Genomic DNA, 22,218 nt, shown 5'->3' with positions numbered 1-22,218 from the left:
TGAGTGGTGCTCCTACACGAGGACCCCTCACAAGACCCTCTTCCGTCAGGTCCTCGAACAGCAAGATAATCCGTCGCCGTAGCCATCCAGTCCAGCTTCGTAACGGGTTTGAGCACGATCCAAGACCTCGTCCACGTCGCAGCCATGCGCACGAAGCCAGTGAAGGAAGTCCGTGATGACCTCAATTACCGACTCCTCGGCTACTGCCCTCCCCACCTGTCCCGAGGCGAGCCTGAGCGGGGGCTTCGCACCCCCGTAAAACTCCAAAAGGTCTTGTGCCCGCTGCACGCCGGGGCCCTCCACATGTCCATTCGGCGATGTAAGACCCGTTGCCAGCTCACACCAAGTCACCTTCCGGTCGAGACAGAGCTGAACACCCCAGCGGGCGGCAACGGCATCGACGAGGGCCATGCCCCGCCCGGCCTCTGAGTCGGCGTTCACGTCGAGGAGAGTGGGCAGGGCACGCGTATCGGGATCATGGACTTCGATCCGCAGATGAACGCCGTTCATCGAGACCGACAGCGTGGCCGGGGTTCCGGGGCCGAGGTGCGTGATGACGTTGGACACCAACTCGCTCACGCAGAGCTGGGCATCGTCGATGAGGTCGTGCAATCCCCAGATGCTCAAATGCAGCCGCATGACGCGGCGCAGACCGGCCACCTCAGTGGGTTCGGCCGTGAAAGCAAGGTCCCACGGCTTACGCGCCACGCATGTTTCCTGGGTCACGAAGTCCCCTCTCGTCGCAGTTGAGGCCCTGGGCAGCACAGCGTCACGGGTTCTCACAATGAGTTGCTTTCGGCACCCAGAGTGCTTCGAGCGGATCCCGTTGTGCAATGTGCACGGCGGGATTCCCACTTACGAGTGATTGGCAAGCACAGCCCTTGGCGCGAGACTGAACGCCCGCTATCCGAAATGGGGTTGAGATGGCCGGATCACCCACGGCACGCCGTCGCCGCCTGTCGATCGAGCTGAAAAAGCTCCGTGAGAAGAGCGCGCTCACATGCGCCCAGGTCGGCGAAGCGCTCGACTGGAGCGGCTCCAAGGTCAACCGTATGGAGACGGGCACCGGCCGCGTCCAGCCGTCGGACATCGATGCCCTCTGCCGGTTCTACGGCACCGACGACGAACTGCGGGAGTTCCTCAAGTCGCTGGCCCGGCAAGCCAAGGTACGTGGTTGGTGGCAGCAGCATGGCGCCGGAGTTCCGGAGTGGTTCAACATCTACATCGGCCTGGAACAGGACGCGTCCACCTTCCGCCAGTACCAGTGCGAGCTCGTGCCTGGCCTCATGCAGACGCAGGCGTACGTTGCCGAGATCCACAAGACCGGTGCACACATGTCCGCCGAAGACATCGACAGAGCCGTACGTGTACGCATGGAACGTCAGGCCATGCTGAGTCGACCGAACGCCCCCGACGCCTGGTTCGTCCTGAACGAAGGAGCGTTGCGCAATGTCATCGGGGACCGTGCGCTGATGCGAGAACAGATCGAACGCGTGATGGAGTCCGCTGCGTTGCCGACCGTGACTCTCCAGGTCCTCCCATTCGACTCAGGCTCCTACCCGGCCACGGGCTCGTTCACCATGCTGGGCTTTCCCGCTCCAGAAGATCGGGACCTCGTGTACCGGGACGGCATCACCGATGCAATGTACCTGGAAGGCGAGCATCATGTGCGTGAGTACACCAGGGCGTTCGACGGCCTGCGCGCCGCAGCCCTGAGTCCTCAACGTTCGACCCAGTTGATCGAGTCCGTTTTGAAGGAATATGCAAAGTGAGAATTGCAGAGCTCAGCGGGAGCAACCGTCTGGTGTGGTTCACGTCGTCATACAGCAACGGTGCCGGCGGGGAGTGTGTCGAATGTGCGCTGGCCGATGACGGCGCCCTGATCAGGGACTCGAAGGATGCGTATGGGCCTGTCGTCAGAGTTGGCAACCAGACCTGGCTCTCCTTCATACGCAGCGTGAAGGGGAAAGGAATCGGCAGGCCGAGGAACCACGAAGCGTAACGCTTGTGCACAGGCAGTTAGCAGAGGTCGTCCGTTCCCCCACCGATGAATGTCTGACGCCGATCTGACGAGGAACCTCCAATTCAGGCTGAGCGTCAGTGCAGCGCCTCGACCGCCTTCACGATCAGCGCGCGTGCCTCGGCACCATAGACCGCCATTCTCCGCAACCGCTCGAAGGCCTTGATGTACAGGGCGATCTCGGTGGGCTGTGTGATGTTCACTTCCGCCGAGAGCAGCTCGATCGATACGAAAGTGTCCTGCAGCTTGCGCAGGCTCGTATGAACACGCTGCCGCCACTCGCGGTAGAGAGATTCGGCAGCTGGCCAGTGTTGCCTTCCGTTCAGTGAATCTCGTACTCGTCATGCGGGATGGCGCGCTCCCAGACTGCTTCGAATGCGTCGGAGCACTGCTCGACGATGCCTGGTTCAGTCCGCAGTTCCATGGGCGGCTCGCCCCAGTTGCCAACCGCTGTGAAGTGGTTGAAGAGGACCTGCGAACCGTCGAAGATCCACAGGTCGGCCCCCGGCAGCATCAGGTCGACCGCGCGCTGACGAGACAGCCACCGCACCTGCTCACCGGCGACGACATTGACGACCGTACCGGCGTGCTCGTATCGGATGTAGTCGGTGACCGGTTCGGACACGATGCGGGCACGCCGTACCACCACCCCGCGGGCCACCGCACGGGAGACCATGTCCACCCACGGCGCCCAGTACTCCGAAGCAGGGTCGGCGTCCCTGCGACCGGTGCGCAGCCAGTCGCTGAAGTCGTCGGCCTCATCACCGACGCCGTAGTGGTCACGCATTTCGAGGTGCACGGCAGAACGCTGTGCAGCCTCCATGAGCTCATCAAAGCTGGGCACACTCTGCGCCATCTTCGGTCCCCTCAAGGATCGGCACGAGACATGCGACACGGATCACCGTCTCATGGTCAGGGATGCCTCGGGCGTGTCCGGGCACCATGTGGTCCACACAGTCGCGCGGCGAGTCGGTTAACGCCTGCTATAGGCGAGCTCAGGCCGACGACCAGGGCGAGGGCCCGCTTCGGGGGCTGCACGGGAACAGTGAGTCGCAAGAGGCCGCTGGTCGTACACGCTTGCGCGCAATCGCAGACAGCTGCCCAGGATGCGCAATCTGCTGCAATCCTAGGGTGCACACGGGGCCCCCACACGCATCCTGGATCTCCAGCAACCAGAGACGGAGGGTCATATGACGCTCAAGTTCCTCGGCACGACCAGCGACGACGGTGACTGCCCCACCCTGTACGAGATCGAGGGTACGGACGAGATCCTTGTGCAGGGTGAACGGGAGACCGATCCGGAGCACCTCACTCAGCTGCGGGACGTCAAAGAGTCCGAGACCTTCGTCCGCGTCCCGCGCAGCTTACTGACTCGCTATGCGCCCAAGGGCGACGCCCCCGAGCTCCAGCCATTCGCCTCGATCTCCCATCTTTTCCGCGACTTCAAGCACACTGCATGGCGCCTGGAGACGCGCCGTGGCTACGCCTCGGACCGCAACAGCCCCAAGTGGACCCAGTTCCTCGCTGGCCAGGACATCGCCCACGGCCCAGAAAACACATGGCGTGAGAACGTCCGGGTGCAGACCGCGCTGGGCAAGCGTTTCGAACGTGTACGTCTCGTCGATGAACCGCCCACTCAGGGGCAGGAGTTCCTCCTGGCCAGTGCGCCTAGCAACGTCGCCGCCGGCGAGGACATCCGCAACCTCACGCGCGCGCAAGCACAGCAACTGCGATTGCCGGACTACGACTTCTGGCTCTTCGACTCCAAGATCCTCGCCCGTTTCGCGTTCGACGACGTTGACACCACCCTGGGCGTGTACGTCACCGAGGACCCAGCCGAACTCCTCGCCGCCTGCCAGGCCCGGGACGCCGCCTGGCACCATGCGGTGCGTACCAAAGAGTTCGCCAGGCGGGTACGTTCCACCATGTGAGCACGGACTACCAGACCGCCAGAGAAGCCCTCGGCGCGCGGCTGCGCGAACTGCGCACCGAGGCCGGTCTGGATGGCAAGGATCTTGCCGCCAAGTTCGGCTGCCAGCCCTCGAAGATCTCCCGGCTCCAGAACGGCAAACAGACGCCGACCGCAGCCGACCTGACGGCGTGGGCGCAAGCCTGCGGCCGACCGGAGGTTGAGGCGGAGCTCCAGGGGCTGCGGGCCGGGCTGGAGATGAAGCAGCGGCATCGCTCTTGGCGGCGCCAGCTGGCTGGCGGGCACCGCGGACGCCAGGAGATCGCCGTCCGCCAGACCGAGTCCACGAAGTCGATTCGCGGGCTTGAGGTTTCGCGCGTTCCCGGGCTGTTCCAGACGCCGGAGTACGCCCGCGTCATCTTCGATGCCAACGCGGAGTTCCGGGGCATTCCGTCGACCACCGAGGCTGCCGTCGAGGTCCGGATGCGCCGCCAGGAGGCGCTGTACGACCCCGCGAAGACCTTCCGGTTCCTCGTCTGCGAGGCCGCGCTGTACCACCGCTCGTGCCCGGTGGACGTGATGGCCGAGCAATTGGACCGGCTGTACAACCTGGTGGGCCAGCGCCGGGTTGAGCTCGGCATCCTCCCGTTCGGCGCACAGTTGCGTCGTACGGCCCCGCATGCCTTTTGGATCTACGATCGCCGGCTGGTCATCGTCGAGACAATCAGCGAGGAGCTCTGGCTCACCGGTGAGGAGGACATCCAGTTGTACGAGCGTGCGTGGGACTGGCTCTCCGAGTCCGCAGAGTACGGGGCGCCCGCACGTCGGCTGATTGGCCGGGCGAGGGCTTCTTTGAATCTCTCGTAGGCAATCCGCCGCAAGGGCCGCGCCCGGGTGCGCAATCACGCGCAATCGTCACGCAGGCCCGCAATTGCAATGCCTAACGTCGTGGTCATGGCAGCAAAGTTCGCCCGGTCGATCCGGCAGGCAGGCCAGGACTGGCTCCTGTCCTGCGCTCGAAACCCCGCTGATGTGCTTCGCTGGTGGGCCGCTGGGAAGTCGGCCTCGATCGCAAGCGGTGAGCACTGGCGCGTAGCCGAGGGCCCGCTGCTGCGGTCCGTCGTGGCCATGAAATGCGTCTGCAGTCGGCGACTCGGCCCAGTCCTGGCGGATGCGTCGGCCGAGCGGGCCTGGTGGCTCCTACCTCCAGAGCTCGGTGACGATCTGGACAGTGTGCCTCAGTTGATGGTCCATCCGATCGGCTGGCCGCTCACCTGCCCACCTGTTCTCTATGCGATCGACGAGTGCTTCTGGCTGGAGCCCCCGGACGGCTCCAGCCACCTCACCGACCCACCAGCGCTCACCGCCGCGTTCGCAGCAGGTGGACGACTTTCTGCGGAGGCCCTCGGATGACGCGCAGCACAACTTCCTGCCACACGTCGATCGCTGAGCCCGATGCCCCGTCGCTTGGCGAGCTCCTCGTACGGTCAGCAACCGGGCTGCGCTATCGCACCGCGGTACAGGCTCTTGTCGAAGAACAGCAGATCCTCGCCCGGGACAACGTCCGTACGGCGCTCGTGACGAAGGAAGACGGCGTCATGACGTGCCGGTGGGAAGGGATGGCTGGACGCCTCTACGCACTCGGTCTCGACGACGGTGAGCGGGCGTTTCTCGGACTGGTGCTGTCGATCGTCGGTGTCCGGCAGAGCTACCTGGCAGCCGTGGAGTACCTCGACGAGCGCCGACTGGAGATCGTGCTTCGCGCGATGACGCGGCTGGCCGGCAACGATCGGATCGCTATCGGCACGCGGCTGTAGGCACTCTAGTTCAACGGTCCCAGGCCAGCCATCCGGCCCTGCGCCGACATCTCTCACTCTCGCCGTTCCCACTGTGCTCGAGCCCGTTCCACGCCGCGGGACGCTCCGCAAACTCCCTCTCCCCGAGTCCGCAAGAGGCCTTGTCAGTCGGGGAGAGGGCTGCCCCAAGGTCCTCCAACAGTGAGGTGAATTGGTGTTACACACAACCCTGCCCGAACGGCCGCCCGGCCCGACCCCGCCCAGGAGCGGCGAGAGTCGGACGGAGGTCGCGCGATGACAACCGCCCTCGCCGCCGGAACCCGCACCGGCCGATCCCTCGTCACCGACGCCGAGTTCGAGAGGCTCGCTGCCTTCTGCGCAGACGAATACGGCCTGGAACGCTGCGTCGCCGACCAGGTCATCGACCAGGCCCTCGCCCTGGTCCACGTGATGGGCACGACCCGCTCCGGCGCCAGCATGGCCCCGTCCCAGCAGGTCGATCCCGGATGGCACGCGCTCATCCTTCACACCGACTGGTACGCCACCTGGTGTCAGGAGCAGTTCGGCTATTTCCTTCATCACCAGCCGAACAGCAAGACCCGTACACGCGGCCTGATGACCGCAGTCGTCGAGAAGATCCGCGCGGCGGGCTTCGAGATCGACGAGCGGCTGTGGGGCACCGCCGCCGACTGCAACCCGCCCGCCTGCTGCGGCGACGGTCCCTGCTGCTGAGCCATCCCCTACGGGCGGGCCGGCCTCACCCCCGGGGCCGGCCCGCCCACCCCCGTACCCACGCCCAAGAACGGATGCATCCCCGTGCGACCTACAGAGTTGACTGGGACGAGCCGCGTAACCGTCTTCCCGCTCGAAGGCCTTGCCGTCGCCTACACCACCCAGTCCGGCGACGAGCGCGGCCTTGGCGACATCGGCCTCGTCGCCGTCGTGGACGACGACGGTGACAGCGACGGTGAGGAGCTGTGGTTGCTGGCTCGCGACCTCGGTGGCCGTGTCCACAGTGGAGATCAGGCCCGATGGATCCTCACCCAGGCAAGCCGTGCCCGGATGGTGAAGTCCGGCGATCTGCCGCGCACGACGTGGACGGCTCACATCCGAAGACGCTTCGAACTCGACGCGCTCTTCGCGAATCACGAAGTGCTGCTGACCGGGCGGATCTCTCTGCCGAACCAGTGACCAAGTGGTTTACCCAACAAGCGCTTTGGCAAATGCTCGCGGCGGCGGCCGACCTGATCCAAACGACAGGCCCTAGCCGAACAGGTGGTTGATGCCGCCCTGGCCGTCCGTGCCGTTCCAGAGCACGGCCCCCCAGTAGATCGGATACCAGAGCACGCGCTCCGGCAAGAAAGCAGCGGCGAGGAGCCAGGCGATGGGCAGGCAGGCAGGGAGCAGACAGCAGCACCAGCCGCGCCCGCCCGTGTCGGCCGGCTGCGGTGTCGAGTTCGTGGGCACCTGACGACGCTAGGTCATGTCCACTGCCCGGGCATGAGTACTCGTACCTACGACTCCGGTGCCGCCCGCGCGCTACCGGGCCGCCGCCTCGGTGTCGTATTCCTGCCGGGCCTCCTCGACCTTCATCAAGTTGGTGGCGGACCATTCCGCGAGGTGGGCGAAGAGTGGGGCGAGGCTGTTGCCGAGTTCGGTGATCTCGTACTCGACTCGTGGGGGGACCTCTGGGTGATACGTGCGCATGATCAAGCCGTCGCGTTCCAGTTGGCGCAGGCGCTGGGTCAGCACCTTTGGGGTGATGTTGGTGATGCGTCGTTCCAGTTCTACGAAGCGCTGGCGGCCGTATGCGTGGAGGGTCCACAGGATCGGTGTGGTCCAGCGGCTGAAGACCAAGTCCACGACCGGGCTGATGGGGCAGGCGAGTTGGGGGTCGTCGGAGGCCGTGGGTGGTGCGGTGGGTGGCGTCCAGGTTGTGTCGCCGGCCATCTGCGTGCATCCCTTCGGGATAGCCACTTTCCTGTAGGTACCTACTATATCGGCGGTGTTAGCGTCCCCGTGCAATGCCAACCGCGCTGGAAATACAGGGGAGTTAATCGTGATTGTTGTTACGGGGGCGACCGGCAACGTCGGCCGGGCGCTCGTGCGGGTGCTCGCGGCGGCGGGCGAGCAGGTGACGGCTACGTCCCGGGGGATTTCGGGCGCTGATGTGCCCGGGAGTGTTCGGCCGTTGCAGGCCGATCTGACCGATACCGAAAGCCTTCGGGGGGTGTTCGACGGGGGTGACGGGCTGTTTCTGCAGAACGGGGGGCCCAGCGCGCATCAGTTGAATCCGCGGGGCATCCTCGATGTCGCCAAGGCCGGGGGGATACGGCGGGTCGTCCTGCTGTCCTCGCAGGGGGTCGCGACCCGGCCGCGGTCCGTCTCGCACGGGGATACGGCACGGGCCATCGAGGACGCCGTACGGGAATCGGGGCTGGAGTGGACGATTCTGCGTCCCGGCGGGTTTCACTCCAACGCGTTTGCCTGGATCGAGTCCGTGCGGGAGCGGCGGACCGTCTTCTCGCCGTTCGGTGATGTCGGGCTGCCGATCATCGATCCGGCCGATATCGCCGAGGTTGCCGCTTCCGCACTGCGCGACGGTCGTCACGAGGGTCATATCTACGAGTTGACCGGTCCGGAGCTCAGCACTCCGCGGCAGCGGGCCGCGGCGATCGGTGAGGCGCTGGGCGAATCCGTTCGCTTTGTCGAGCAGACCCGGGGCGAAGCGCATGCTCAGATGCTGCGGTTCATGCCTGAGCCCGTTGTGGAGACCACGCTCGAGATCCTGGGCCGGCCCACTGCTGAAGAGCGCCGTGTCAGTCCTGACGTCGAGAGTGTTCTCGGCCGCGCGCCTCGCGCCTTCGCCGACTGGGCTCGGGATCACGTCGCCGCATTCCGGTAGGGCTCCGCGATCCACGGTCCTGATGATCGTCCGGCCCGGGTCGACCACCGGCGCCTGACCGGGAGCCCCCTGGGCCCCGTCGTGGGGTTACCCCCCGACCGCCCGCGACACCGTGTGGATCAGCAGCCCGACCAGCGAGCCGACCACCGTGCCGTTGATCCGGATGAACTGCAGGTCACGGCCGATGTTCGCCTCGATCTTCCGGGTCGTGTGCTCGGCGTCCCAGCCCGCCACCGTGTCCGAGATCAGGGAGGTGATCTCCTTGCGGTAGGTGGTGACGACGTAGACCGCGGCGCCCTCCACCCAGCTGTCGACCTTGCCCTGTATTTTCGGTTCGGCCGCCATCCGGGCGCCCAGCGACAGCAGCGAGGCCCGTACCCGCAGCCGCAGCTCGCTGCGCTCGTCCTCGGCGGCCGAGACGATCATGGATCGTACGGCGGTCCAGGCGGACGCGATCAGGTCTTGGACCTCGCCGCGGCCCAGCACCTCGCCTTTGAGCCGCTCGACCCGCGTGCGGGTGTCGGTGTCGGACTGGAGGTCGGAGGCGAAGTCGGTGAGGAACCGGTCCAGGGCGCCGCGGGCGGGGTGGGAGGGCATGTCGCGCATCTCGGCGGTGAAGCGCAGCAGCTCCTTGTAGACCCGTTCGCCGACCTTTCTGTCGACGAACTTCGGGGTCCAGCCGGGCGCGCCGCCCTGCACCGCGTCCATGACCTGGTCGTCGTGCAGGACGAGCCAGTCGTGCGCGCGCGTGACGATCAGGTCGACGACCCGTTTGTGACCGCCGTCGGCGACGATCTTCTCCAGCATCTTTCCTATGCCGGGCGCGATCTCCTGCGCGTCGGCGCGCCGGGTGATGGCCTCGCCGACCACGGCCTGGACGTCGGAGTCCCGCAGGACCGTCAGCGCTCCGCGCAGGGCGGCCGACAGCTCCGAGGTCACGCGGTCCGCGTGGTCCGGCACGGCGAGCCAGGCGCCGAGCCGGCTGCCGATGCCGACGGCGCGCAGCCGCTGCCGTACGACGTCCTCGGAGAGGAAGTTCTCGCCGACGAACTCACCGAGCGAGGCGCCGAGCTGGTCCTTCTTGGTGGGGATGATCGCGGTGTGCGGGATGGGCAGGCCGAGCGGGCGGCGGAAGAGGGCGGTGACCGCGAACCAGTCGGCCATCGCGCCGACCATGCCGGCCTCGGCGGCCGCGGCGACATAGCCCGCCCAGGGGCCCGCGCCCGTGTTCGACGCCCACTCGGCGAGGACGTAGACGACCGCCACGAACAGCAGCAGCCCGAGCGCGGTGAGCTTCATCCGGCGCACTCCGCGCTGTTTCTCCTCGTCGGCCGCGGTGAACGCCGTCATGGCGCGGGCGGCCGCGGCGGGGATTCCGACCGACTCGGCAGGTTCTGTGCGTTCCATCCGCTCCACCCGTTCGTGATCTCCTGCACACATTGTCCCTTCCTGACCGACTCCTGGAACGGATCAGGAGTTCCCGGCGTCTGTCCGGTGGGGGTAATCCACGGGGGAACTCCGGCGCGGCCCAATGGGGGGTCTGGTTGGGCATCCCCCTTCCTCATGACGCATCATGAGGTGATCACATCGGAGCCTCGGGCTCCCATCCGCCGAGGAGACACGCACCGCATGACCAAGCGTCACGGTTATGCCCTGCTTTCCGCGATCGTCGCCGTGATCGTGGCGCTGTCCGCCGCTCTGTACTTCGGAGTCGCCGCCGACGACGGCAGCGGCAGGAGCACCCTCGCCGGGCCGCGCACCCCGCACAACTCCGCCGCCCCCGCCGCCACCGGGGTCTGGGTCGGCTCCTGGTCCGCGTCCCCGGCCGGCGGCGAGCCCGGAACGGAAGCGGCCGGTCTGGCGGGCCGCTCGGTGCGCAATGTCGTCCACGCGAGCACCGGCGGTACGGGTGCCCGTGTCACGGTGTCCAATCTCTACGGCCGTACAGAGCTGACGATCACGCACGCCTCCATCGCCCTCGCCGCGGGCTCCGGCTCCGCGGCCGCGACGACGGACACCATGCGGCGCCTCACCTTCGGCGGCCGGCCCACCGTCGTCATCCCGGCCGGGCGGCAGGTGCTCAGCGACGCGGTCGCCCTCCGGGTCCCCAGCGGCGGTGACGTCCTGGTGACGACCTACTCCCCCGCCCCGTCCGGCCCGGTCACCTACCACCCGCATGCCCGCCAGATCTCGTACGTCGCCGACGGCGACCGCACCGAGGACGTGACCTCGGCTGCGTACACCGAACAGACCGAGGCCTGGCGCTATCTGACCGCGCTGGACGTGTTCAGCAACGAGGCGGACGGCACCGTCGTCGTCCTCGGCGACTCGCTCACCGATGGCATCACCTCCACCGTGAACGCCAACCGCCGGTGGACCGACGTCCTGTCCGAGCGGTTGCGGGGGGCGGTCGCGGCCGGCCGGGACGTGCCCCGCTACAGCGTCGTCAACCAGGGCATCAGCGGCAACCGGGTCCTCGCCGACGGATACGTCCTGCCCCGCCCCCGCTCGGGCAGGGGCGCCGGCCCCGCTGACAACCCGAGCGGCCTGGGCCGTTTCTCACGTGACGTGCTCGGCCGTACGAACGTCAAGGTCGTCGTCGTCGATCTCGGCGTCAACGACATCCTGCGCAACCCGCAGCTCGCCGACCCCGACACGATCCTCGACGGACTGCGCGCACTGGTCCGCCAGGCCCACGCCCGCGGCCTCAAGGTCGTCGGCGCGACCCTGATGCCGTTCCAGGGCCACCGCGGCTACACCGCCGCCCGTGAGTCCGTACGGCAGCGGATCAACGCCGAGATCCGCGCGGGCCATGTCTACGACGCCGTGGCCGACTTCGACAAGGCGCTGCAGGACCCGTACAACCCGCGCAGGTTCCGCCCCGACTACGACTCGGGCGACCACCTCCACCCCAGCGACAAGGGCTACGCCCGGATGGCCGAGGTGTTCGAGCTGGACGACTTGACGGGCTCGGCACCGGCGATGCTGTAGCGGCGCGGGGGCTCGTGGGGCTCTGGGGCTCATGAGGCTTGTGGGATCCTCTGGGGCCCGTGCGGCCGGTGGAAACCGTACGCCCGAAGGGAGCCCCGTCAGCCGCTTCCGCTCAGTTCAGTTCCCCGTGGGAGCCATGGGGCCCGTGTGGTCCTTGTGGTCCGTGGATTCCGTGTGGGTCGTGGGAGTCTTCGCCCTCCAGGCGTTCCCGGCGGCGCTCTTCCTTCAGGCGCTTCCGCTCCGCCTTCGGCAGCTTTCGTTCCACGGCGACCCCGCCCCAGAACGCGAACCCCTTCACGATCACCCGGGGCGCCCCCGGATCGCCGGGAGTGCCCGCCTCGCGCTGGTCGAAGCCGCCCATGATCCCGATACCGCGCACGTCGACCTCCACGCCCGGCGGCACGATGATCTGCACCCCGCCCATGATCGCGACGCAGTTGATCTCGACCTCGCGGTCCGCGAAGCTGGCCTCGCGCAGATCGATCTCGCCGCCGCCCCAGAACGCGAAGGCGGTGAACCGCCTGGGCACCGTCCAGCGCCCCCGGCGCTGGAACCCCGACATCACGCCGACCGCCCCGGTCGAGGTCCCTTCGCCCCCGACGATCCGCTCCGCCCAACTCCCGCGCTCCGCGGGCTCCTTCGTCATCGACAGCCGGGGGGCGTTCGCGGCCGGCAGATCCCGGGTGATCGGCGCCAGTTCCCCGTACGTCCGCGCGTTGTACGTCGCTTCCAGCCGGTCCTCGAACTCCGTCATGTCGAGCCTGCCCTCCGCGAGGGCGTCCCGCAGGACCTCGGCGACGCGTTCACGATCGGCGTCGGACGCTCGGAGCTCAGGAAGGTCGTCGGTCATGGACAGCAGCCTACGAGTTCTGCCCGCCCGAGGGCTACGAGACCACTCGCTCCGCCTGATCCGCGTACATTTTCGCGATCACCGCCTCGATGTCGGGCTCCCGCACCGACAGGTCCACCAGCGGGTACTCCGCGGCCACCCGTGCCACCAGCGCCGCCGCCGACTCCGCCGCCGGGAACGCCAGCCACTGCCGCGGGCCCTCCACCCTCACCACCCGCGCGGGGGCCGCGTCGATCGGCGGCAGCTCCCGCTCCAGGTCCACCACCAGGGTCCGCTCGCTCTCCCCCACCTCGTGAAGCCCGGCGAGCGGACCGTCGTACATGATCCGCCCGTGGTCGATGACCATCACGCGTGAGCACAACTGCTCGATGTCCTGCAGGTCGTGCGTGGTCAGCAGCACGGTCGTGCCGCGCTCGGCGTTCAGCTCCCGCAGGAATCCCCGCACCTTGGCCTTGGAGATCACATCGAGCCCGATCGTCGGCTCGTCCAGGTACAGCACCTCGGGATCGTGCAGCAGCGCCGCCGCGATGTCGCCCCGCATCCGCTGTCCCAGCGACAGCTGGCGCACGGGGACGTCCAACAGCGCGCCCAGGTCGAGGAGTTCGACGAGCCGGTCGAGGTTCTCGCGGTAACGGGCGTCCGGGATGCGGTACATGCGGTGCATCAGCCGGTACGAGTCGATGAGGGGCAGGTCCCACCAGAGGGTGGTCCGCTGCCCGAAGACCACGCCGATGCGGTGCGCGAGCCGCGTCCGCTCACGGGACGGGTCGATGCCCGCCACCCGCAGCCGGCCGCCGCTCGGCACCAGGATGCCGGTGAGCATCTTGACGGTCGTCGACTTGCCCGCGCCGTTCGGGCCGATGTAGCCGACCATCTCGCCGCGGGCCACGGTGAAGGAGACCGAGTCGACGGCCCGTACCTGCCGCCGCTCGCGCCGCAGGAATCCGGTCTTCCTGCGCACGTCGAAGACCTTCTCGACGCGGTCCACCTCGATGAAGCCACCCTCGGTCATGCTCAACTCCCCGTACTCCGATACGACCTGAGCCCCGCCCGCCACGCCAGCCCGGCCGCCGCACAGCACGCCACCGAAACGAGCGGCGGGGCGAACGCCACTTGGTCCGGCAGTCCGAGCGGCAGGGGACGGTCCAGCACATAGCTCGCCGGCAGCCAGTTGACGAAGGCCAGCGGCAGCACAAAGGTCGCCCCGCGCACCAGGTCCCGCCCGAACACGGTCGGCGGGAACTGCAGCAGCGTGTTCCCGCCGTAGGTGAACGCGTTCTGCGCCTCGGCGGCGTCCTGCGCCACGAACTGGAACGCCGCGCCCGCGACGAACAGCGCGGAGAAGATCGCGGCACCGCTGATCAGCGTCACCGGCAACAGCAGCGCCTTCGGCACGCTCCAGTCGACGTCGACCGTCAGCAGCCCCCAGCCCAGCACCAGCACGCCCTGGATGATCCGGCCCAGGCGGCGCAGCGCGAAGTGGTCCGCGGCGACCTGGGCGAGCACCGGGCCGGGGCGGACGAGCAGGATGTCGAAGGAGCCGTCGCGGATCCGGGCGCCGAGGACGTCCATGGAGCCCAGCACCAGGTCGGCGACCCCGAACGCGGTCGCGGCCAGACCGTAGAGGAAGGCGACCTCGGGCAGCGTCCAGCCGCCGAGCTCGTCGACCTGCGCGAACATCAGCAGGATCGCGACGAAGTCCAGCCCGGTCACGAGCAGGTTGCCGAAGGCCGTGAGCACGAAGGAGGTGCGGTAGGTCAGGAGGGACCGGATCCACATCCCGGCGATCAGCCGGTAGATCCGCAGGCCCTCTGCCAGCCGTGAGCGCTCACCCACCCTGGACCACCACCCGCCGGGTCGCCACCGACTGCACGAGCCGGCCGGCGGCCAGCAGCGCCACCGCCCACGCCGCCTGGAAGGCGTACGCGCCGAGCGGAGCGGCCTCGCCCATCAGCACGTCCGCCGGCATCTGGATCTGCGCGGCCCAGGGCAGCACCCGGACGATGTCGCCGAACGCGCCGGGGAAGGCGTTCAGCGGCAGGGTCATACCGGAGCAGAAGATCCCGGTGACCATCAGGGTCTGCGAGACGCCCCTGTCGTCCATGAGCCAGAACATGCTCAGGGCGGCCAGGTGGCGGATGCCGAAGCTGACGACCATCCCGAGCAGGACCGCGACCACGAAGGCCACCCAGGTGGTGACGTCGTTGGGCAGCGCCATCGGGAAGAACAGCGCCCCGAACACAAAGGGCACCACGCCCCGCCCCAGCATCTGGAACACGGCCCGCCCCAAGTCACTCGCCAGCCACCACAGTTGGAGGTCGGCCGGACGGTACAGGTCGATGGCGATCTCACCGGTGCGGATCCGTCCCATCAGCTCCTTCTCGGCGCCGCCGCCCTGGATGGCGAGCGTCGAGTACAGGGCCTGTCCCAGCCAGACGTACGTCACCGCCTGCGCTTGGTCGTACCCCCCGAGGTGCGGCTTCTCGTCCCACAACGCGAGGTACGTGTACACGAGGATCAGGCCGAAGACCGTGTTGGTGAACACCCCCGCCGCGGTGGCCGCCCGGTACGTCGCGTACCGCCTGAACCCGCCCGCCGCGACGGCCGCGTACAACCGGAGCGAGCCCGCACGCACTGGCCCTCCTCGCCCGAACCGACACCGAAGCGCAGGAGCTTAGCCGCCGAACGGTACAGCAAGCCAAGCATTTTTCCGGCCGGAAGCGTGCCGAAAACCGGGAACGGAACGCTTGGTGCGAGAGTCTTCAATGGGGGGCGCAGAAGGCGTACAAGGTCGTACGGGAACGTACGACGCGAAACAGGAGTCCGTGCACGAGATGAGCGACGAGCCGCAGCCGCAGCAGACGAACCAGGGCGGGGGGCCGGAACAGCCGGCAGCGGCCGCAGAACCGGAGGACAAGAAACCGAAGCGGCCCAGGCGTACCGGGTGGCGCCGGCTCATCCCGACCTGGCGCATGGTGCTCGGCACCTTCATCCTCTTCGTCGTGCTGCTCGCCGGCCTGTTCTTCCTCGGCTATTCGATGGTCAAGATCCCGCCGGCCAACGCGCTCGCCACCAAGCAGTCCAACCTCTACCTGTACGCGGACGGCACCGAGATCGCCCGCGACGGCGAGGTCAACCGCGAGAACGTCGAGCTCGCCCAGATCTCCCAGGACGCCCAGCACGCCGTACTGGCCGCCGAGGACCGCGACTTCTACACCGAGTCCGCCATCGACCCCAAGGCGATGGTCCGGGCCGGCTGGAACACCGCGACCGGCAAGGGCAGGCAGTCCGGCTCCACCATCACCCAGCAGTACGTCAAGAACTACTACCTGGCGCAGGAACAGACCGTCACCCGCAAGGTGAAGGAGTTCTTCATCGCGATCAAGCTGGACCGCACGGAGTCCAAGGACCAGATCCTCGAGGGCTACCTCAACACCAGCTACTTCGGCCGCAACGCCTACGGCATCCAGGCCGCCGCCCAGGCCTACTACGGCATCGACGCCACCGAACTCGACGCCGCCAAGGGCGCCTACCTCGCCGCGCTCGTCAACGCGCCCAGCGAGTACGACGTCGTCGCCCACCCCGAGAACAAGGCCGCCGCCAAGGACCGCTGGCAGTACGTCCTGAGCGGCATGGTCGACAAGGGCTGGCTGAGCGAGTCCGAACGGGCCGCCCTGAAGTTCCCGATGCCGAGGGAGACCAGCGGGGCCGCGACCGGGATGTCCGGGCAGCGCGGCTACATCGTCGAGGCGATCAAGGAGTATCTGAAGGACAACAAGATCGTCACCTCGCAGGAGCTCGACGCGGGCGGCTTCCGCTTCACCACCACCCTGCAGAAGAGCAAGCAGCAGGCCTTCGTCAAGGCCGTCGACGACCGGCTGATGTCCAAGCTCGACAGGAAGAACCGCAAGGTCGACACCTACGTCCGCGCCGGCGGCGCCGCCGTCGACCCGAGGACCGGCAAGGTCCTCGCCATGTACGGCGGCATCGACTACGTCAAGCAGTACACGAACAACGCCACCCGCGGCGACTTCCAGAACGGCTCCGTCTTCAAGCCGTTCGTCTTCACCTCGGCCGTCCAGAACGAGTCCGTGACCCAGGACGGCCGCACCATCACCCCGAACACGGTCTACGACGGCACCAACCAACGCCCCGTCCAGGGCTGGAGCGGCGGCGCCTACGACCCCGAGAACGAGGACGGCTGGTCCTACGGCGACATCACCGTACGCACCGCCACCGACAAGTCCGTCAACTCGGTGTACGCACAGATGGCCGTCGACGTCGGCCCCGACAAGGTCCGGCAGACCGCGGTCGACCTGGGCATCCCCGGGAACACCAAGGACCTCAACCCGTACCCGTCCATCGCGCTCGGCACCGCCACCGCGAGCGTCCTCGACATGGCCGAGGCCTACGCGACGCTCGCCAACCACGGCAAGCACGCCACGTACACCTTGATCGCCAAGGTCACCAAGGACGGCAAGAGCGTGCTGGACATGCCCAAGTCCACGGCCCGGCAGGCCGTCCCCCGCGAGGCCGCCGACACCACCACCTCGATCCTGCAGAGCGTCGTCGAGAAAGGCACCGCCACCGCCGCCCAGGCCGCCGGTCGCCCCGCCGCCGGCAAGACCGGCACCGCCGAGGAGGACACCGCGGCCTGGTTCGCCGGCTACACGCCCGAACTCGCCACCGTCGTCTCCGTCATGGGCCAGGACCCCGTCACCGCCGCCCACAAACCGCTGTACGGCGCGATGGGCCTGGACCGGATCAACGGCGGCGGGGCCCCCGCGGAGATCTGGGCCCAGTTCACCAGGGACGCCCTGAAGGGCAAGCCGGTCACCGAGTTCGACCTCCAGCTCCAGCCGGGCGCCGACGTGATCCAGACGCCTCCCTCCGACCCCGCAACCGAACCCGGCACGGACGACGAGGACGAGGACGAGGAGGACCCGGCCGGCGGTGCCACCGGAGGCGACACCCGCGGTCAGACCCAGGGCCAGACCGGCGGCACCACCACCGGCCCCACGGGCGGCACCACGACGGGCGGCACCACCACAGGCCCGACCACGGGCGGCACGACCGACGGCGGCACCACCACGGGCGGCACGACGGGCGGAGAGACCACCGGCGGGACGACCGACGGCGGGACCAGCACAGGCGGCACGGATGGCGGCACCACCTCAGGAACGGACGGCGGAACCACCACGGGCACCGAAGGCATTTTCGGCGGCAGGAGACCGTGACGGGCTCCCGGCCCCTCGGAGCCTGCGACACAGGCTCTCAGTGACCGGAGGTTGCCTTCAGCCCCACGACGGCGACCAGCAGCAGACACACGAAGAAGATCCGGGCGGCGGTCACCGGCTCCCCCAGCACCACCATGCCGAGCACCGCCGCCCCGGCCGCACCGATCCCCACCCACACACCGTAGGCGGTACCGATGGGCAGGGACCTGGCCGCATACGACAGCAGCAGCATGCTGGCGACGATCCCGGCGCCGGTCAGGAGGCTGGGCAGGGGCCGGGTGAAACCGTCGGTGTACTTCATCCCGATCGACCAGCCGACCTCGAGCAGACCGGCGACGACGAGCAGAACCCAGGCCATGACGGGCACCTCCGGGACGGACTTCGTGACAGGGGGTGCGTCGTCTTTTCCTGCTGTCCCGGTACGGCGCGTCTCGTCGGGCGGGCTGCTTCGAAGGTAACAAATCGAAGGCAACCGAACGGACGGCGAAGGGGCCGGTGACCATGGTCGCCGGCCCCTTCTGCCTGTCTCGTCGGCCGCCGGCCTACAGGTACAGGCCCGTCGAGTCCTCCGACCCCTCGAACCGGTCCGCGGCCACGGCGTGCAGATCACGCTCACGCATCAGGACGTACGCGATACCCCGCACCTCGACCTCGGCGCGGTCCTCCGGGTCGTACAGGACCCGGTCGCCCGGCTCCACCGTCCGCACGTTCTGGCCCACCGCGACGACCTCGGCCCATGCCAGCCGGCGGCCGACCGCCGCGGTGGCCGGAATCAGGATGCCGCCGCCCGAACGCCGCTCGCCCTCACTGGTGTCCTGCCGCACTAGTACACGGTCGTGCAGCATCCGGATGGGCAGCTTGTCGTGCTGGGTGCTGGGGTCGTTTCTCTTGGCGCTCACGTCACTGAACCTACCTGCCTTCGACGCCTGTGTACGCCGCCGGGTCAGCCCCTGCGGCGCCGGGTCCCCAGGGCGAGCAGCCCCACGACCCCGACCACCAGGAGCGCCACGGGCACGACCCGCTCCAGCCGGGGCGCCCCGTCCTCGTCGACGAACTGGGCCTTGACGTCGCTCACGGCCCGGTTGACTCCGACGTAGGCACGGCCGAGCGTGTGATCGATGTTGGAGACGACCTTGGCCCTGGCGTCCCCCACGATCGTCTTCGGGTGCACCCGCACCCCGATCTCGTCGAGCGTCTCGGCCAGCACCTCGCGGCGGCGCTTGATGTCCGCCTCGATCTGCGCCGGGGTTCTCGTGTCCGACGTGTCCGCCACCGTACGGCCTCCGAAGTCTGCTGATGCTTGTTCCGGACAGTCTGTCAGCTGTACGGGCCGCTGCACTGTCAGGACCCCCCGTTACGCTAGACCGATGAGCGAGCGACTCCAGCCCGGGGACGTGGCCCCCGCCTTCACCCTGCCCGACGCCGACGGCAACGAGGTCTCCCTGGCAGACCTCAAGGGCCGCAAGGTCATCGTCTACTTCTACCCGGCGGCGCTGACGCCCGGCTGCACCAAGCAGGCCTGCGACTTCACGGACAACCTGGAAGTCCTCGCCGGCGCGGGCTACGACGTCATCGGCATCTCCCCCGACAAGCCCGAGAAGCTCGCCAGGTTCCGCGAGAAGGAGTCCCTGAAGGTCACCCTGCTCGCCGACCCCGACAAGCAGGTCCTCGACGCGTACGGCGCGTTCGGCGAAAAGATGAACTATGGCAAGACGTACATGGGCGTCATCCGCTCCACGGTGATCGTGGACGCGGAGGGCAGGGTCGAACGGGCGCTGTACAACGTCCGGGCGACGGGTCACGTGGCGAAGATCATCAAGGACCTGGGGATCTGAGAGACGCACTGCTGACGGAAGCGGCCTGTACCGGGTTGACCGGTACAGGCCGCTTTACATGTCGGGCGTGACTGTCCGACAAGCGATTCGTTACTCCGTACGAGATCACGAACATGTGATCTTGACCGGAGGGGGCGGCGATGGGGACCAGCGCATACACGAGGGAGCGGCTGGAGGAGGCGGCTCAGGGGGCGCGGACGTTGTCGGAGGCGTTGGGGAGGTTGGGGGTGGATCCGGGAAGTTCCACCCGGCGGTACGTGATGGGGCGGATGAAGAGGCTGGGGGTGAACACGTCCCACTTCGAGCGCGAGGGGGTCAAGTGGAACAGGGAGATCCTCCAAGCGGCGGTCTCGGCCTCGACGAACATGTGCGAGGTGCTTCGGCATCTCGGCCTTGAAGTCGTCGGCGGGCACCACACGCACATCAGCCGACGGATCAGGGCGTACGGCATCGACATCTCGCACTTCCGGGTGCCGACACAGCGCGGCAAGCCCTGGCGTCCCCGGACGCCGGAGGGGCTGCTCGTGGAGCAGCCGACCGATCGGGCCCGTCGTATCCCGAGCGATCGGCTCAAGTGGGCGATGACGGCCTCGGGGCTGCCGGAACGGTGCGCGCTGTGGCGGTACGGAAGCGGTCTGGCGAGGGCATCCTCTCCCCCTTGAGGTAGACCACATGGACGGCAACTGGCGCAACAACCGGATTGAGAATCTGCGGTTCCTGTGCCCCAACTGCCACTCGACGACGGACAGTTACCGGGGGCGGGGCAAGGGCCGCACCAAGGGCGGCGCACTATGAGCGTGCAATACACCCGTGAGCGGTTGAGCGAAGCCGCAGCGCAGTGTGCCGACATCGACGAGGTCATCACGTTCTTCGGCACCTCGCCGTACGGCAAACTCCGCCGCTATCTCTTCAGCCGCTTCGACCACTTCCGCATCGACATCTCCCACATGCCACGTCGGACTCCGGCGACGCAGGAACCCGTCAAACCCACGGCCGACGAACTGCGGCGTGCGGTCAAGCAGGCGACGTCAATCGCTGGTGCCCTGCGTGCGCTGAGGCTGGAGCCCTACGACTAGCGACTGCGCGCCTCGTTGCGCACGTGGGCGGCCCAGGAAGGCCTGGACCTCTCCCACTTCCTGGGGCAGGCACATCAGCGGGGTAAGCAGGGCACGGTCCCCCTCCGCCGGCCCGAGGACATCCTGGTCAAACACGAGGGCATGCAGCGGACGAGGACACATCTCCTGCGTCGCGCCCTGCGCGAAGTCGGCGTGCCCGAGGAGTGCATCGAGTGCGGCGTCGGAGGTGAGTGGCTCGGCAGACCCATGACGCTCGAGGTCGACCACATCAACGGGGACTGGAGCGACGACCGGCGCGAGAACCTGCGGTTGTTGTGCCCGAACTGCCACGCCGTCACGAGCACCTGGTGCAGAGGGGGCCGACGGCGGAAGGCTCGGCCCAGTAAAGTAGCCCCAGCGCGGGCGCCCGTACGCCAACGGCCGAGCGGCGATCTTTAGGTGGTCGTGTTTGTCGGTTCGAATCCGACCGGGCGCACAAGCAAGAGGGGTCCCTCACCATCGTTTCAAAGGTGAGGGACCCTTGTGTTGAACTCAACCCAACAGCTCCCGCACCACAGGTACGAGCGCCCGGAACGCCTTGCCCCGATGGCTGATCGCGTTCTTCTCGTCCGGGGTCAGCTCCGCGCACGTCCGGGCCTCGCCGTCCGGCTGGAGGATCGGGTCGTAGCCGAAGCCGTTCGTGCCGGTGGGGGTGTGGCGGAGTACGCCGCGCAGTTGCCCCTCGACCACCCTCTCCCTGCCGTCCGGCAGCGCCAGGGCCGCAGCGCAGGCGAAGTGCGCGCCGCGGTGTTCGTCGGCGATGTCGGAGAGCTGCGCGAGGAGCAGCTCCAGGTTGGCCTTGTCGTCGCCGTGCTGGCCTGCCCAGCGGGCGGAGAAGATGCCGGGCGCGCCATTGAGGACATCGACGCACAGACCCGAGTCGTCGGCGATCGCGGGCAGGCCGGTGGCCCGGGCGAGGCCATGTGCCTTGAGGAGGGCGTTCTCGGCGAAGGTGACACCTGTTTCCTTGACGTCGGGGACATCCGGGTAGGCGTCCGCACCGACGAGGTCGTGAGGCAGGCCGGCGGCGGCGAGAATCGCCCTGAGTTCGGTGATCTTCCCGACGTTACGGGTGGCGAGGATCAGGCGTGTCATGGGGTTCAGTATCCCGGCCCAGGGTTCAGTATCCCGGGTCGGTCACTCGGCCCACTCCGGCGGCGCGGTCATGGGCCCACCCTCCCGGCCTGTCGTCCCGGGCCGCTGCCCCGGCCTCGCGGGCATGGCTCCGCCCGCCGGGCCCGACTGAGCCAACCTCGCCACCCGGCGGCTCCGCCAACCCGATCCCACCGGCTGGGCCCCGACCCGAGACCTTGCCAACCCGGCTCCGCCGACCCGGCGACACTGGCCGGGCCCTACCGCGTCGACCTCACCGACCCGACGTCACCAGTCCGGCCCCGCCAATCCGACCTCACCGGTCCGGCCCCGCGAGGCCGACACGGCATCCGGCCCCGCAAGGCCGGCGCGACATCAGGCCCCGCGAAACCGACCCCGGCGAGCCGAGCCCGTCGGCTCGGCCTCACAGCCGCCCCGGCGCAGCCGACCCCGCCCAACCGTCGTCGC

The 22,218-nt window shown here is 68.2% G+C and carries 25 protein-coding genes, 1 tRNA gene, 3 pseudogenes and 1 riboswitch; of the genes and pseudogenes, 15 read left to right on the top strand and 14 right to left on the bottom strand.

The window, feature by feature from the left end; translation table 11 throughout:
* Positions 1-45: 45 nt before the first annotated feature.
* Positions 46-726: an ATP-binding protein gene (locus F7R91_RS28170; RefSeq protein WP_150952836.1), complete on the bottom strand. Its 681-nt coding sequence runs from the start codon at positions 724-726 to the stop codon at positions 46-48.
* 197 nt (positions 727-923) lie between these two features.
* On the opposite strand from F7R91_RS28170, the gene F7R91_RS28165 reads away from it, so the two are divergent.
* Together F7R91_RS28165 and F7R91_RS28160 are read left to right on the top strand one after the other, a co-directional pair.
* Positions 924-1,772: a helix-turn-helix domain-containing protein gene (locus F7R91_RS28165; RefSeq protein ID WP_191971661.1), complete on the top strand. Its 849-nt coding sequence runs from the start codon at positions 924-926 to the stop codon at positions 1,770-1,772.
* The gene (locus F7R91_RS28160; protein WP_150952831.1) at positions 1,769-2,002 is read left to right on the top strand and encodes a DUF397 domain-containing protein; all 234 of its coding nucleotides are present in this window, start codon (positions 1,769-1,771) and stop codon (positions 2,000-2,002) included. Before F7R91_RS28165 ends, F7R91_RS28160 begins: the two co-directional genes overlap by 4 nt.
* Before the next feature lie 95 nt (positions 2,003-2,097).
* Here F7R91_RS28160 and F7R91_RS28155 read toward each other — a convergent pair.
* A pseudogene (locus tag F7R91_RS28155) lies at positions 2,098-2,259 on the bottom strand (transcriptional regulator); the annotation flags it as partial.
* An 83-nt stretch (positions 2,260-2,342) separates the two neighbouring features.
* Complete coding sequence (locus tag F7R91_RS28150) at positions 2,343-2,876, bottom strand: DUF6879 family protein (RefSeq protein WP_150952828.1); 534 nt, start codon at positions 2,874-2,876, stop codon at positions 2,343-2,345.
* 334 nt (positions 2,877-3,210) lie between these two features.
* Here F7R91_RS28150 and F7R91_RS28145 point away from each other — a divergent pair, with 334 nt between their 5' ends.
* The 6 genes from F7R91_RS28145 to F7R91_RS28120 all read left to right on the top strand — a co-directional run bounded on the left by F7R91_RS28145 (position 3,211) and on the right by F7R91_RS28120 (position 6,916).
* Entirely contained in the window at positions 3,211-3,951 is a 741-nt protein-coding gene (locus F7R91_RS28145; protein WP_150952826.1) for a DUF6879 family protein, read from the top strand.
* The gene (locus tag F7R91_RS28140) at positions 3,948-4,796 is read left to right on the top strand and encodes a helix-turn-helix domain-containing protein (protein WP_150952823.1); all 849 of its coding nucleotides are present in this window, start codon (positions 3,948-3,950) and stop codon (positions 4,794-4,796) included. Before F7R91_RS28145 ends, F7R91_RS28140 begins: the two co-directional genes overlap by 4 nt.
* 87 nt (positions 4,797-4,883) lie before the next feature.
* Positions 4,884-5,342: a hypothetical protein gene (locus tag F7R91_RS28135; protein WP_150952820.1), complete on the top strand. Its 459-nt coding sequence runs from the start codon at positions 4,884-4,886 to the stop codon at positions 5,340-5,342.
* A complete protein-coding gene (locus F7R91_RS28130) occupies positions 5,339-5,746 on the top strand; it encodes a hypothetical protein (RefSeq protein WP_150952817.1) in 408 nt (135 codons plus the stop codon). The genes F7R91_RS28135 and F7R91_RS28130 overlap by 4 nt, the downstream gene beginning before the upstream one ends.
* 273 nt (positions 5,747-6,019) lie before the next feature.
* Positions 6,020-6,457, top strand: coding sequence for a glycine-rich domain-containing protein (locus F7R91_RS28125; protein ID WP_191971660.1), 438 nt, complete (start codon positions 6,020-6,022; stop codon positions 6,455-6,457).
* Positions 6,458-6,556: 99 nt separating this feature from the next.
* Positions 6,557-6,916, top strand: coding sequence for a hypothetical protein (locus F7R91_RS28120; RefSeq protein ID WP_225320820.1), 360 nt, complete (start codon positions 6,557-6,559; stop codon positions 6,914-6,916).
* Positions 6,917-6,988: 72 nt separating this feature from the next.
* Here F7R91_RS28120 and F7R91_RS28115 read toward each other — a convergent pair whose 3' ends face one another.
* Positions 6,989-7,192 (bottom strand): hypothetical protein, encoded by a 204-nt coding sequence (locus tag F7R91_RS28115; RefSeq protein ID WP_150952811.1) that lies wholly within the window; start codon positions 7,190-7,192, stop codon positions 6,989-6,991.
* Between the two features lie 72 nt (positions 7,193-7,264).
* On the bottom strand, positions 7,265-7,675 hold the full coding sequence (locus tag F7R91_RS28110; protein ID WP_150952809.1) for a winged helix-turn-helix transcriptional regulator: 411 nt from the start codon (positions 7,673-7,675) through the stop codon (positions 7,265-7,267).
* Between the two features lie 109 nt (positions 7,676-7,784).
* Here F7R91_RS28110 and F7R91_RS28105 point away from each other — a divergent pair, with 109 nt between their 5' ends.
* Positions 7,785-8,630: an SDR family oxidoreductase gene (locus tag F7R91_RS28105; protein WP_150952807.1), complete on the top strand. Its 846-nt coding sequence runs from the start codon at positions 7,785-7,787 to the stop codon at positions 8,628-8,630.
* An 87-nt stretch (positions 8,631-8,717) separates the two neighbouring features.
* Here the strand turns inward: F7R91_RS28105 and F7R91_RS28100 are convergent, their stop codons facing one another.
* On the bottom strand, positions 8,718-10,037 hold the full coding sequence (locus tag F7R91_RS28100; RefSeq protein WP_225320819.1) for a DUF445 domain-containing protein: 1,320 nt from the start codon (positions 10,035-10,037) through the stop codon (positions 8,718-8,720).
* Positions 10,038-10,259: 222 nt separating this feature from the next.
* Here F7R91_RS28100 and F7R91_RS28095 point away from each other — a divergent pair, with 222 nt between their 5' ends.
* The gene (locus tag F7R91_RS28095; RefSeq protein ID WP_150952801.1) at positions 10,260-11,621 is read left to right on the top strand and encodes an SGNH/GDSL hydrolase family protein; all 1,362 of its coding nucleotides are present in this window, start codon (positions 10,260-10,262) and stop codon (positions 11,619-11,621) included.
* 112 nt (positions 11,622-11,733) lie between these two features.
* Here the strand turns inward: F7R91_RS28095 and F7R91_RS28090 are convergent, their stop codons facing one another.
* Genes F7R91_RS28090 through F7R91_RS28075 form a run of 4 tightly spaced genes read right to left on the bottom strand, consistent with a single transcriptional unit; the run spans position 11,734 to position 15,085 of the window.
* Complete coding sequence (locus F7R91_RS28090; RefSeq protein WP_150952798.1) at positions 11,734-12,471, bottom strand: DUF1707 SHOCT-like domain-containing protein; 738 nt, start codon at positions 12,469-12,471, stop codon at positions 11,734-11,736.
* A gap of 34 nt (positions 12,472-12,505) precedes the next feature.
* Positions 12,506-13,483 carry an ABC transporter ATP-binding protein gene (locus F7R91_RS28085; protein ID WP_150952795.1) on the bottom strand — a complete coding sequence of 326 codons (978 nt, stop codon included), beginning with the start codon at positions 13,481-13,483 and terminating at the stop codon, positions 12,506-12,508.
* A 2-nt stretch (positions 13,484-13,485) separates the two neighbouring features.
* Positions 13,486-14,307 (bottom strand): ABC transporter permease, encoded by an 822-nt coding sequence (locus F7R91_RS28080; protein WP_150952792.1) that lies wholly within the window; start codon positions 14,305-14,307, stop codon positions 13,486-13,488.
* The gene (locus F7R91_RS28075; RefSeq protein ID WP_150953053.1) at positions 14,300-15,085 is read right to left on the bottom strand and encodes an ABC transporter permease; all 786 of its coding nucleotides are present in this window, start codon (positions 15,083-15,085) and stop codon (positions 14,300-14,302) included. Before F7R91_RS28075 ends, F7R91_RS28080 begins: the two co-directional genes overlap by 8 nt.
* A gap of 220 nt (positions 15,086-15,305) precedes the next feature.
* Here F7R91_RS28075 and F7R91_RS28070 point away from each other — a divergent pair, with 220 nt between their 5' ends.
* Positions 15,306-17,708, top strand: a complete 2,403-nt coding sequence (locus tag F7R91_RS28070; RefSeq protein ID WP_150952789.1) for a transglycosylase domain-containing protein — start codon at positions 15,306-15,308, stop codon at positions 17,706-17,708.
* A gap of 37 nt (positions 17,709-17,745) precedes the next feature.
* On the opposite strand, the gene F7R91_RS28065 is transcribed toward F7R91_RS28070, so the two are convergent.
* From F7R91_RS28065 to F7R91_RS28055, 3 genes are all read right to left on the bottom strand, one after another.
* Positions 17,746-18,066, bottom strand: coding sequence for a DMT family transporter (locus tag F7R91_RS28065; protein ID WP_150952786.1), 321 nt, complete (start codon positions 18,064-18,066; stop codon positions 17,746-17,748).
* Between the two features lie 34 nt (positions 18,067-18,100).
* Positions 18,101-18,172: riboswitch (guanidine-III (ykkC-III) riboswitch) on the bottom strand.
* 78 nt (positions 18,173-18,250) lie between these two features.
* Positions 18,251-18,607, bottom strand: coding sequence for a GroES family chaperonin (locus F7R91_RS28060; protein WP_150952783.1), 357 nt, complete (start codon positions 18,605-18,607; stop codon positions 18,251-18,253).
* Between the two features lie 44 nt (positions 18,608-18,651).
* Positions 18,652-18,981, bottom strand: coding sequence for a DUF3618 domain-containing protein (locus F7R91_RS28055; RefSeq protein WP_150952780.1), 330 nt, complete (start codon positions 18,979-18,981; stop codon positions 18,652-18,654).
* Between the two features lie 94 nt (positions 18,982-19,075).
* Here F7R91_RS28055 and bcp point away from each other — a divergent pair, with 94 nt between their 5' ends.
* The 4 genes and pseudogenes from bcp (at position 19,076) to F7R91_RS28035 (ending at position 21,094) form a co-directional block, all read left to right on the top strand.
* Positions 19,076-19,543, top strand: a complete 468-nt coding sequence (bcp, locus tag F7R91_RS28050) for a thioredoxin-dependent thiol peroxidase (RefSeq protein WP_150952777.1) — start codon at positions 19,076-19,078, stop codon at positions 19,541-19,543.
* A gap of 140 nt (positions 19,544-19,683) precedes the next feature.
* Positions 19,684-20,338 (top strand): annotated as a pseudogene (locus tag F7R91_RS28045) (HNH endonuclease signature motif containing protein).
* 2 nt (positions 20,339-20,340) lie between these two features.
* Positions 20,341-21,057, top strand: a pseudogene (locus tag F7R91_RS28040) (HNH endonuclease signature motif containing protein).
* Positions 21,022-21,094, top strand: a tRNA-Leu gene (locus F7R91_RS28035). Before F7R91_RS28040 ends, F7R91_RS28035 begins: the two are co-directional and overlap by 36 nt.
* A gap of 56 nt (positions 21,095-21,150) precedes the next feature.
* On the opposite strand, the gene rdgB is transcribed toward F7R91_RS28035, so the two are convergent.
* Positions 21,151-21,753, bottom strand: coding sequence for an RdgB/HAM1 family non-canonical purine NTP pyrophosphatase (rdgB, locus tag F7R91_RS28030; protein WP_150952774.1), 603 nt, complete (start codon positions 21,751-21,753; stop codon positions 21,151-21,153).
* Between the last annotated feature and the right edge of the window lie 465 nt (positions 21,754-22,218).

The sequence above is a fragment of the Streptomyces luteolifulvus genome (genome assembly GCF_008806595.1).
Lineage (GTDB): Bacteria > Actinomycetota > Actinomycetes > Streptomycetales > Streptomycetaceae > Streptomyces > Streptomyces luteolifulvus.
The sequence above is the reverse complement of the archived record's forward strand: the minus strand, read 5'-3'. Positions and strand labels throughout refer to the sequence as shown.

What these genes read in the sequence shown, in the direction of transcription:
- F7R91_RS28165 (WP_191971661.1), top strand. Translation starts at nt 924, where the DNA reads ATGGCCGGATCACCCACGGCACGCCGTCGCCGCCTGTCGATCGAGCTG.
- F7R91_RS28150 (WP_150952828.1), bottom strand. Translation starts at nt 2,876, where the DNA reads ATGGCGCAGAGTGTGCCCAGCTTTGATGAGCTCATGGAGGCTGCACAG.
- F7R91_RS28145 (WP_150952826.1), top strand. Translation starts at nt 3,211, where the DNA reads ATGACGCTCAAGTTCCTCGGCACGACCAGCGACGACGGTGACTGCCCC.
- F7R91_RS28135 (WP_150952820.1), top strand. Translation starts at nt 4,884, where the DNA reads ATGGCAGCAAAGTTCGCCCGGTCGATCCGGCAGGCAGGCCAGGACTGG.
- F7R91_RS28130 (WP_150952817.1), top strand. Translation starts at nt 5,339, where the DNA reads ATGACGCGCAGCACAACTTCCTGCCACACGTCGATCGCTGAGCCCGAT.
- F7R91_RS28125 (WP_191971660.1), top strand. Translation starts at nt 6,020, where the DNA reads ATGACAACCGCCCTCGCCGCCGGAACCCGCACCGGCCGATCCCTCGTC.
- F7R91_RS28110 (WP_150952809.1), bottom strand. Translation starts at nt 7,675, where the DNA reads ATGGCCGGCGACACAACCTGGACGCCACCCACCGCACCACCCACGGCC.
- F7R91_RS28100 (WP_225320819.1), bottom strand. Translation starts at nt 10,037, where the DNA reads ATGGAACGCACAGAACCTGCCGAGTCGGTCGGAATCCCCGCCGCGGCC.
- F7R91_RS28095 (WP_150952801.1), top strand. Translation starts at nt 10,260, where the DNA reads ATGACCAAGCGTCACGGTTATGCCCTGCTTTCCGCGATCGTCGCCGTG.
- F7R91_RS28090 (WP_150952798.1), bottom strand. Translation starts at nt 12,471, where the DNA reads ATGACCGACGACCTTCCTGAGCTCCGAGCGTCCGACGCCGATCGTGAA.
- F7R91_RS28085 (WP_150952795.1), bottom strand. Translation starts at nt 13,483, where the DNA reads ATGACCGAGGGTGGCTTCATCGAGGTGGACCGCGTCGAGAAGGTCTTC.
- F7R91_RS28070 (WP_150952789.1), top strand. Translation starts at nt 15,306, where the DNA reads ATGAGCGACGAGCCGCAGCCGCAGCAGACGAACCAGGGCGGGGGGCCG.
- F7R91_RS28065 (WP_150952786.1), bottom strand. Translation starts at nt 18,066, where the DNA reads ATGGCCTGGGTTCTGCTCGTCGTCGCCGGTCTGCTCGAGGTCGGCTGG.
- bcp (WP_150952777.1), top strand. Translation starts at nt 19,076, where the DNA reads ATGAGCGAGCGACTCCAGCCCGGGGACGTGGCCCCCGCCTTCACCCTG.
- rdgB (WP_150952774.1), bottom strand. Translation starts at nt 21,753, where the DNA reads ATGACACGCCTGATCCTCGCCACCCGTAACGTCGGGAAGATCACCGAA.